This window comes from Propionibacterium ruminifibrarum (assembly GCF_900289195.1).
In the GTDB taxonomy this organism is placed as follows: domain Bacteria; phylum Actinomycetota; class Actinomycetes; order Propionibacteriales; family Propionibacteriaceae; genus Propionibacterium; species Propionibacterium ruminifibrarum.
Window position 1 is genome coordinate 359,704 of sequence record NZ_OMOH01000003.1, and the last position, 9,395, is coordinate 369,098.

The window sequence follows — 9,395 nt, forward strand, 5'->3', positions numbered from 1 at the left end:
ACGGGTTGAGGGGGAAGATCCATGAACGGGTGGCTGGCCTGACGCGCCGTTGGATTCTTGTCGGCAAGCCATCTTGGGTCTGGAGGGCGACGATGCCCACCAATTGAGTGATTGTGGCCGATGGTCACGGTGTGAAATCTTGGCGTGAGCCTTGGGTTGTGCCTCATTCGTGGGACGCAACAACTTCTATCGCTGTGGGCGCAGTTTTTGCGCCCATTTCCCCTGTTGATTCTGTTCGTTCAAGTATGCAAACAAGGAGTTTTCGGTGAAGACAATCAATAGTGTAACCGTTGTCGGCGCAGGGTACATGGGCGGTGGCATCGCTCAGAGCTTGGCCCTGGCCGGTATGAAAGTCACTGTCGTCGACGGTGACCCCGAACTGACGAAGAAGCAGTTCGCCCGGCTGCTCTCCGAGGCTCAGGATTTTGAGGATCAAGGGCTCTACAAGCCGGGGAGTGTCGAAATCATCAAGGCGAATCTCGTCTGCGGCACAACCATTGAGGAGGCGGTCGGTGACGCGGATTTCATCGAGGAGGCAGTTTTCGAGAGGCCGGATGTCAAGATGCCCGTTCTTGAACGGATCTCGACACATGCTCGTCCTGATGCCATCATCGGAACGAACACGTCGACCATTCCAGTGCACGTTCTGGCGCCGGCGGTTGACCATCCTGAACGGTTCATGACGGTGCACTTCTCCAACCCGGCGCCGTTCATTCCAGGGGTGGAGTTGGTCGTGGGTGAGGCGACGACCCCTGAGACCGTCGCCCTCGTCAAGGATGTGCTGAAGCGCTGTGGGCGGCAAGGGGCCCAAGTCGCCGACCGTCCCGGAATGGTCCTGAACCGTCTGCAATACGCCCTGCTCAAGGAGGCGACTGCGTGCGTCGAAGAAGGCGTTGCGACGCCCGAGGACGTTGATGTCATCGTACGGACAACCTTTGGCTTCCGCTTGGGCTTCTTCGGCCCCTTTGCCATTGCTGACCAGGCTGGTTTGGATGTCTATGCCAACTGCTTCAAGACCTTCGAGGAAGCCTATGGGTCCCGGCTTGCCACCCCGAAGATGCTCTCCGATGCGGTCGCTGCCGGCCGCCTGGGCGTCAAGAACGGCAAGGGAATCACCGGAGACTTCGATGACGAGACCAAGACAGCCCTGATCGCCTATCGCAACAAGGCGTACGCGCGCATGTCGGAGCTTCTCGCCGAACTCGGCCCCGCTCCCGAGGGAGTCAAGGTCGACGATCGGGATCAGTTCGAGGCGTTACATCCTCAGGAGTGATGATCATGGAGTTCGAGAAGGCTCTGACACGCAAGATCACCTTGCGGATCATTCCGTTCGTCATGGTCCTGTACACGGCTGCCTACGTGGACCGCTCGGCAGTGGGTTTTGCTCAGCTGCACATGGAGACCGACATCGGTATCGACTCGGCCGCCTATGGCTTCGGTGCCGGCCTGTTCTTCTTGGCCTACTTCCTGTTCGAGGTGCCGAGTAACTGGGTCCTGCCGAAGGTGGGTCCCAGACGCTGGTTCGCGCGCATCCTCGTGACATGGGGACTGATCACTGCGTTGATGGCAGCCGCCCGAGGGCCTATTTCCTTTTACATACTGCGCTTCCTGCTCGGGGCTGCCGAGGCTGGTTTCTATCCTGGGATTCTCTACTATCTCACCGAGTGGTACCCACAGCGCAACAGAACGAAGGCGACGGGTGTTTTCGTCATGGCGGCGCCGCTGGCGTTCCTTATCATGAGCCCGTTGGCCGGCTGGCTGCTCGGCGTGACCGGTCTTGGCATGGTTGGTTGGCAGTGGCTGTTCGTCGTCGTGGGTGGCGTGGCCGTCCTGCTCGCGATCCCGACGTTGCGTCTCCTGCACGACAGCCCGCACGCCGCCCCGTGGATCACCGAAGAAGAAGCTGCCTGGATCGACGCCGAACTGGAGAAGGACAGGCAGGAACTCGGTCAGGCAGATCACAAGAACCCGTTCAAAGCCCTTCTGGACAAGAATGTGCTCCTGTTCGCCGTGCTGTTCTTCCCCTCCACGGTGGGTGTTTACGGCCTGTCTTACTGGTTGCCGCAAGTGATCAGCAAGTTCTCGAGTAGCGACATGAACACCGGCTTGCTTACGGCGGTGCCGTATATCTTCGCGCTGATCGGAATCTGGATCACATCGCGTTGGGCGGCACGATTCCGTGAGAACTGGATCCCGCTGGCCGTCATCTTCGCCGGGGCTGCAGTGGGTATCGGTGCTTCGGCCTTGGTCAGTTCACCGCTCGCTCAGCTGGCATGCCTGTCACTCGCGGCTTTCTGCTTGTACTCGATCGCCGGAGTCTTCTGGGCGCTGCCGACCCTGTACGTGATCGGGGCAACTGCGGCGGTCGGTATCGCGGCGATCAACAGCTTTGGCAATCTGGGTGGTTTCGTCGGCCCCTATGTGGTGGGGCTCATTGCCCAGTCAACCGGGACGACGACGGCCGGCATGCTGTTCCTGTCCGTCGTCCTGTTCCTGGGGGCAGCAGGGACCATGGTGGCCAAGGCCGTCAAGGGCCGATCTTCCGGGCATTGACCGACGCGAGTGCATAGGGTCACCTGCGTACCGCAGATGATGATGGCTGAGGCTGGGCCCGATCACGACGGGTCCAGCCCGGCCGTTTCGGCGGGGCAGTCCTCGGGTGGTTCCATCAGTCGGACGGCGGAATGGACGGTGTGTGACCCCAGTCAGGGTTCAGCGGGAGCATCCGACAGGCAGCGACCCAAAACCTTGTTGAGGTGCCCGGTCATCGCATCGGCCGCTGCATCCGGGTCGCCGGTGCCAACGGCATCGAGGATCGCAGAGTGCTCCTCGATCGCGAACGGGGCGTCACTGACCTGCGTCCCGAGAGTCTGGCGCATGCGGTGCACGCTGAATGACAGTGAGTTGACAGCCCGGCTCAGGTATCGGTTGCCGCAGTGGTCGAGGATCGCCTGGTGGAACATCCAATCCGATTCGAAATAGCGCTTGACCTGGGAGGGATCCTCAAGGGCATGCGGTTCGGCCATCTTGGCGGCCCATTGTTTGTGAGTGGTGAAGGCGCTTTTAAGTGATTGGAGCAAGGCCTCGGAGTCGCGCTGCATGGCCCGGTACAGGGCGCTCGGCTCCAGGACGAGACGGGCGTCCACGAGTTCGGTGATCTGATCACGTGACATCGGCGGGGCGACCCTGTACCCACGATGCGCCTCGCGGGTGACCAGACCGGTGTGTTCCAGGCGCGCCAGAGCCTCCCTGACCGGGGTGGGGGACACCGACATCGACTTGGCGAGGCCATCGATCGACAGGGGCGAGGCCGGGGGGAGCTGTCCGGCGAGGAGGACTTCCAGAATGGCGTCGTACACCTCGTCGCGTAGCCCATGAGCAGACAAGGGATTGAAGCCGGAAAGCCCCTCAGCCGCTGATTTCATGGCCACAGGTTACAAGTCGGAATGCGGTGGCTGCTGACAGCGCTCCGATGGTGAACCGAGACGCGGCGCTTCATGCGAAGAGCATCATGTGTGAATGACGTCGTCCGCCGGGTCACGCGAAGGCCTCATGCACCCGCTGCCGCAGGGCAGAGTCAGGAGCCATGCAGGACATCGTGAAACAACCCCCCAGGCCATTGCCGCAGGCGTCGATGATCCTGGCCTGGCTGAAACGTTCACGAATGAGCTGTTCGAAGCGCTCACGAAGCACCACGTTGCGGAAGACCTGACCGAGCATGCCCACCACGGGGTCGGGGCGCTCGTCCTGACCCACCCTGTGCAGCCCGGCAACAGCCGAGACCGCGAGTTCGGTGGCGGCGGCCTCGCTGATCGACCGCGCAACCTCGTCGGTGCCGGCGAGTTCGGAGACCGTCTTGGCGTACGAGGCGATCCGTCTCACCTTGTGCTCGTCGGCCTGCAATTCCAGGTAGGCCTTCTCCAGATCGGGGAAGTCCCGTTCGACCTGTTCGCTCAACGCCGTGGCGGGGCCGCGCCCGTCATGGGCGCGCATGACGGCGTCGAGTGCCGCGCGTCCGATCCAGTAGCCCGAGCCGGCATCGCCCAGCAGGTAGCCCCAGCCATCCACGCGGGCAACGCTGGTCAACCCGACGGCGAGCGTGACGACCCCGGTGCCGGCCGCCACGACGACGCCGGGCTGGTCGCCGATCGCACACAGGTAACTCGTCGTCGAGTCGTGGGCGAGGAGGACGTGGCGCACGCCCGCATCCCGGATCAGCGAGAGCAGCTCGGTGGGGTCGGCGTCATCGGCCAGCCCCGATGAGCCCACCGAGACAGTGGAGCAGGGCTGGTCATAGGTGCGCAACGCCTCAAGGATGTACCCGGCCAGCTGAGGGATCTGGGGCCTGTCGTTGACCACACCCGGATGTGACGTCTCGGCGACGACAGTGCCGTCCCGTCTCAGCTGAGTGCGGGTTCCGGTCTGACCGCCATCCACGCACAGGACAACCTCGTCCCCGGTGTGCTTCATGTCCTCGTCGATCAGGGCGCCACTGCTCATACGGTGAGTCTAGTGAGGCGGCTCGACAACCCAACCGCGGGCCGCTCATGCGGGCATCCCAATCGCGGGGCACACGGGTGAGAATGTCATCGCGCCCGATGCGGTGGAGTGGCCAGGGCGTCAGATGCGCCCGGCCCGCCGGAGCGCGGGAATGACGTGGTCGATGAGCAGTGGCGCCTGGCGGGGATCGCCCGTACAGTCGAGCAGATCGGTCCACTCGTACTCGGCGATCTCGTGGTCGGTGCGGGCCAGGGCGTCACGGGGCCAGTCGGCGACGTAGACAGTGCAGTGGATCTTGTCGGCGTCGCCATTGGCCGGGGCTGAGTCGAAGTCGCCCAGCAGTTCGAGGGCCTCCGGGTCGAGGTCGATGCGTAGTTCCTCGGTGGCTTCGCGCAACACCGCATCGAGGGTGCTCTCGCCGGGCTCGATCTTGCCGCCCGGCAGGATGACGTGATCGGTTCCGCGCTTGCGCACGTTCAGCACCTCGTGGCCCCGCAGCAACGCAACCGCGGCCAACTCGAAAACCTTCACGTCTGCTCCTCATGCCGGATCCGTTGCGAGGTTACCCGGGATGGCGGTGTCGACGGCGTCCGTGGGGCGGGTGGCAGAGGTCTCACTCGTGGCGAACGGTCAAGGGATGGCATCGGGTGGCCAGGCGAGATGGCGAAGCCTAATCTGAACTCCATCGTCGCGGGCATCCGGTACCGCACGCGTTGGCGCTGGAAGTACCGGTATGACCACCAAAAATGTCATACTGACAGGGTCCGTTCGCGGCACAGGTACGGCCGAGGGAAGATCCCCCAGGCGTACTGGACCAACAGAAAGGCAATCCGTGACCATCGCTGAAGCCGGCACAGTTCAGACCGAGAACCCCTGGCATGACTTCGTCACCGGCCCCTGGACTGAGGCCATTGACGTGCGCGATTTCATCCAGCGCAACTACACCCCTTATGAAGGAGACGCCTCCTTCCTCGAAGGCCCCACGGAGAAGACCCTCCGCGTGTGGGACCACCTGGAGAAGAACTACCTGAGCGAGGAGCGCAAGCGTCGCGTCTACGACGTCGACACCCACACTCCGAACGATGTGGACGCCTTCGGGCCCGGCTACATCAGCGAGGACGACGACGTGATCGTCGGCCTGCAGACCGACGTGCCGCTCAAGCGCGCCATGATGCCCAATGGTGGCTGGCGCATGGTCGAGACCGCCATCGGGGAGGCCGGCAAGGAAGTCGATCCCCGGGTCAAGGAGATCTTCACCAAGTACCGCAAGACGCACAACGAGGCCGTCTTCGACATCTACACCCCCCGTATTCGTGCCGCCCGCAGCTCCCACATCATCACCGGTCTGCCCGACGCCTACGGGCGCGGCCGGATCATCGGCGACTACCGTCGCGTCGCCCTCTACGGCGTCGACAAGCTGATCGAGTGGAAGCAGGCCGACAAGGACAAGGTCGCCGACCAGCCCTTCAGCGAACACTGGGCCCGTTACCGCGAGGAGCACTCCGAGCAGATCAAGGCCCTCAAGAAGCTCAAGAAGATGGCCGCCGGTTACGGCTTCGACATCTCCGTGCCCGCCAAGAACGCCAAGGAGGCCGTCCAGTGGACGTACTTCGGCTACCTGGCCTCGGTGAAGTCCCAGGACGGTGCCGCCATGTCGATCGGCCGGCTGTCCGCCTTCCTCGACTGCTACTTCGAGCGCGACCTCAAGGCCGGTCTCATCACCGAGTCCGATGCCCAGGAGATGATCGACGCGATCGTCCTCAAGCTGCGCATCGTGCGTTTCCTGCGCACCATCGACTACGACCAGATCTTCTCCGGTGACCCCTACTGGGCCACCTGGTCCGATGCCGGCTTCGGTGACGACGGCCGCGCCATGGTCACCAAGACCTCCTTCCGTCTGCTCCAGACGCTGCGCAACCTCGGCCCGGCCCCCGAGCCGAACATCACGATTTTCTGGGACAAGGGTCTCCCGAAGGGGTACAAGGACTTCTGCGCCGCCATCTCGATCGAGACCAGCGCCATCCAGTACGAGTCCGACAAGGACATCCGCGCCCACTGGGGTGACGACGCGGCCATCGCCTGCTGCGTGTCCCCGATGCGGGTCGGCAAGCAGATGCAGTTCTTCGGCGCCCGCGTGAACTCGGCGAAGGCCCTGCTCTACGCCATCAACGGCGGACGCGACGAGATGAGCGGCAAGCTCGTCGCCGAGGGCTTCGAGCCGGTCTCCGGTGACGGCCCGCTCGACTTCGACGACGTGTGGAACCGCTACGAGAAGATGCTCGACTGGGTCGTCGGCACCTACGTCGAGGCCCTGAACATCATCCACTACTGCCACGATCGTTACGCGTACGAGGCCATCGAGATGGCCCTGCACGACTCCGACATCGTGCGCACCCTGGGCTGCGGCATCGCCGGCCTGTCGATCGTCGCGGACTCCCTTTCCGCCATCAAGTACGCCACGGTGACCCCGGTACGCGACGAGACCGGCCTCGTGGTCGACTACATCACCGAGGGCGACTTCCCCAAGTACGGCAACGACGACGACCGCGCCGACGAGATCGCCTCGACCGTCGTCCACACGATCATGAGCAAGATCCGCGAGATCGAGCTCTACCGCGACGCCATCCCGACCCAGTCCGTGCTGACGATCACCTCGAACGTCGTCTACGGCAAGGCCACCGGCTCCTTCCCCTCCGGCCACGAGAAGGGCACGCCCTTCGCCCCCGGCGCCAACCCGGAGAACGGGATGGACACGCACGGCATGGTCGCCTCCATGCTGTCGGTGGGCAAGCTGGACTACAACGATGCGCTCGACGGCATCTCGCTGACGAACACCATCACCCCCACCGGGCTCGGCCGCGACAAGGAGGAGCAGGTCAGCAACCTGGTCGGCATCCTTGACGCCGGCTTCCTCCCCAACGACTGCAACGAGTACTGACAGCCCCGACATCTGAACCAGAGGAGATAGAAAGAACATGTCCGTCAAGACCTACGCCGAACGCGTCGCCGACATGAAGGCCAACCGCGAGGCCTCCGGCGCGACCGATGGCCTGTACCACGCCAACATCAACGTGCTGAACCGTGAGACCCTCGAGGACGCCATCGAGCATCCCGAGAAGTACCCGAACCTCACCGTCCGCGTCTCGGGCTACGCGGTGAACTTCGTCAAGCTCACCAGGGAGCAGCAGCTCGACGTGCTGAGCCGCACCTTCCACCAGTCGGCCTGACACGCCAACCAATGACCGCTGACACGATCACGCCGGCCGGGGACAACTCCTTCAAGTCCCCGGCCCGGCGTCTTCACGGGGCAGGCCTCGATGGGATCACCACCGAGGACCTGCCCCGCGGCGCTCGCCTGGAGGCGATGCGCGAGGGCACCGTCGGGTCGATCCACTCCTGGGAGCTCGTCACCGCCGTCGACGGGCCGGGCACCCGCATGACCGTCTTCTTCGCCGGCTGCCCGCTGCGGTGCCAGTACTGCCACAACCCCGACACCTTCTTCATGGCCAGGGGCCAGCTCGTGGCCGTGGAGGACATGCTCAAGCGTGTCAGCCGCTACCGCGGGGTCTTCAACGCCACCGGCGGCGGCCTCACCCTGTCCGGCGGTGAAGTGCTCATGCAGGCCCCCTTCGCGGCACGGCTGCTGCACGGCGCCAAGCAGAGGGGCATCCACACCTGCATCGACACGTCCGGTTTTCTCGGCGCCTCCTGCACCGACGAGATGCTCGAGGACATCGATCTGGTGCTGCTCGACGTGAAGGCAGGTGACCCGGACCTGTACGAGGAGGTCACCGGGCGGGCACTGGCCCCGACCCTGGCCTTCGGCGACCGGCTGGCGGCCAGGGGGACGCAGGTGTGGGTCCGTTTCGTCGACGTGCCCGGCCTGACCCATGACCCCGCCAACGTGGCCGCAGTGGCCGACATCGTCGCGAAGTGGCCGAACGTCACGCGCACCGAGGTGCTCGGCTTCCACCAGATGGGCCGTGACAAGTGGCACGACCTGGGCCTGGACTACAAGCTCGAGAACACCCCGGCCCCGACCCGTGACCAGCTCGAGGCCACCCGCGACATCTTCCGCTCCAAGGGCCTGACGGTGTACTGAGCTGGCCCACGAGGTGCGCATGCTGGTAGACAGGGAACCGTGAGCACACCCCGTGAGTCTCAGACCTCCGATGAACTGCTCCGCCATCTCGTCGGTGACCGGCTCGTCTCGGTCGCGTTCGTGCTCGACGACTACGTACAGCTCCAGTTCGACGGGGCATCCATGAACATCGAGGTGCTTCCCCACATCAGCTACGAAGGACGCCTCTGGCGGGGCCAGGACCTCGGCTACGCCGACGCCTTCCGCAGACTCGGGGGCCACGAGGTGGTCGCCGTTTCCGGACGCGCCGGGGAGGGCCTGCGCATCCGCGTGGACAACGGCGAGATCCGCATCGACCCCGACCCCGGCGAAGCCCCCGTCGAGATCGCGAGCCTGCGCGTGGGCGACAGCCGCTGGGAGTCCTGGTACCCCGGCGAGGGCGTCTTCGAGCACCTGGCCTGAACCAGCAGGCCCTCGGCGCAGCGGCCCCGGCCGAGCGGGTCCCACCGTGATCCGGCAAGGACCGGTTCGGTGACAGCCTGTCCGGTAAGATGAACAAGGTTCCAAGCAGTGCCCCACCTGATGCGCTGCGCGGCGCCCAGCGAGGCAGCCGTACCGTTCCCCGAGAAGATAGGCGCGTCGAGTGGCCCACAGTTCCATCGCCCTGCCCGCAGGTACGCCCGCGCAGACCACCGCTGCCACGGCGCGCCGTGGGGATATTCAGGGTTTGCGTGCGGTGTGCATGATGCAGGTGTTGGCTTATCATGCGTGGACGGTTGGTTCGCCGATTGGTGTGGATGCGTTCATCATGATC

9 protein-coding genes are annotated in these 9,395 nt (G+C 64.4%); 6 read left to right on the forward strand and 3 right to left on the reverse strand.

The genetic code is table 11. The annotated features are described in order from the left end of the window. Positions 1–265: 265 nt before the first annotated feature. Positions 266–1,273, forward strand: coding sequence for a 3-hydroxyacyl-CoA dehydrogenase family protein (locus tag PROPJV5_RS05280; RefSeq protein ID WP_119715281.1), 1,008 nt, complete (start codon positions 266–268; stop codon positions 1,271–1,273). A 5-nt stretch (positions 1,274–1,278) separates the two neighbouring features. Continuing rightward, positions 1,279–2,553 carry an MFS transporter gene (locus PROPJV5_RS05285; RefSeq protein WP_182858581.1) on the forward strand — a complete coding sequence of 425 codons (1,275 nt, stop codon included), beginning with the start codon at positions 1,279–1,281 and terminating at the stop codon, positions 2,551–2,553. A 152-nt stretch (positions 2,554–2,705) separates the two neighbouring features. On the opposite strand, the gene PROPJV5_RS05290 is transcribed toward PROPJV5_RS05285, so the two are convergent. From PROPJV5_RS05290 to PROPJV5_RS05300, 3 genes are all read right to left on the reverse strand, one after another. Continuing rightward, complete coding sequence (locus PROPJV5_RS05290) at positions 2,706–3,425, reverse strand: GntR family transcriptional regulator (protein WP_119715319.1); 720 nt, start codon at positions 3,423–3,425, stop codon at positions 2,706–2,708. A gap of 112 nt (positions 3,426–3,537) precedes the next feature. Next, complete coding sequence (locus PROPJV5_RS05295) at positions 3,538–4,500, reverse strand: N-acetylglucosamine kinase (RefSeq protein ID WP_119715283.1); 963 nt, start codon at positions 4,498–4,500, stop codon at positions 3,538–3,540. A 120-nt stretch (positions 4,501–4,620) separates the two neighbouring features. Beyond that, complete coding sequence (locus PROPJV5_RS05300) at positions 4,621–4,998, reverse strand: NUDIX domain-containing protein (RefSeq protein ID WP_119715320.1); 378 nt, start codon at positions 4,996–4,998, stop codon at positions 4,621–4,623. Between the two features lie 334 nt (positions 4,999–5,332). On the opposite strand from PROPJV5_RS05300, the gene PROPJV5_RS05305 reads away from it, so the two are divergent. The 4 genes from PROPJV5_RS05305 to PROPJV5_RS05320 are packed head-to-tail and all read left to right on the forward strand — an operon-like array spanning position 5,333 to position 9,043. Continuing rightward, positions 5,333–7,438, forward strand: a complete 2,106-nt coding sequence (locus PROPJV5_RS05305; protein ID WP_275403698.1) for a pyruvate formate lyase family protein — start codon at positions 5,333–5,335, stop codon at positions 7,436–7,438. A gap of 37 nt (positions 7,439–7,475) precedes the next feature. Continuing rightward, entirely contained in the window at positions 7,476–7,727 is a 252-nt protein-coding gene (grcA2, locus tag PROPJV5_RS13025; protein WP_119715285.1) for an autonomous glycyl radical cofactor GrcA2, read from the forward strand. An 11-nt stretch (positions 7,728–7,738) separates the two neighbouring features. Continuing rightward, entirely contained in the window at positions 7,739–8,602 is an 864-nt protein-coding gene (gene pflA / locus PROPJV5_RS05315) for a pyruvate formate-lyase-activating protein (RefSeq protein ID WP_119715286.1), read from the forward strand. A 39-nt stretch (positions 8,603–8,641) separates the two neighbouring features. Further along, positions 8,642–9,043, forward strand: a complete 402-nt coding sequence (locus PROPJV5_RS05320) for a hypothetical protein (RefSeq protein WP_119715287.1) — start codon at positions 8,642–8,644, stop codon at positions 9,041–9,043. The last annotated feature ends 352 nt before the right edge of the window (positions 9,044–9,395 follow it).

Excerpts from the sequence above, each read along its gene's own strand:
- PROPJV5_RS05285 (WP_182858581.1), top strand. The coding sequence starts at position 1,279 with ATGGAGTTCGAGAAGGCTCTGACACGCAAGATCACCTTGCGGATCATT.
- grcA2 (WP_119715285.1), top strand. The coding sequence starts at position 7,476 with ATGTCCGTCAAGACCTACGCCGAACGCGTCGCCGACATGAAGGCCAAC.
- PROPJV5_RS05295 (WP_119715283.1), bottom strand. The coding sequence starts at position 4,500 with ATGAGCAGTGGCGCCCTGATCGACGAGGACATGAAGCACACCGGGGAC.
- PROPJV5_RS05290 (WP_119715319.1), bottom strand. The coding sequence starts at position 3,425 with ATGAAATCAGCGGCTGAGGGGCTTTCCGGCTTCAATCCCTTGTCTGCT.
- pflA (WP_119715286.1), top strand. The coding sequence starts at position 7,739 with ATGACCGCTGACACGATCACGCCGGCCGGGGACAACTCCTTCAAGTCC.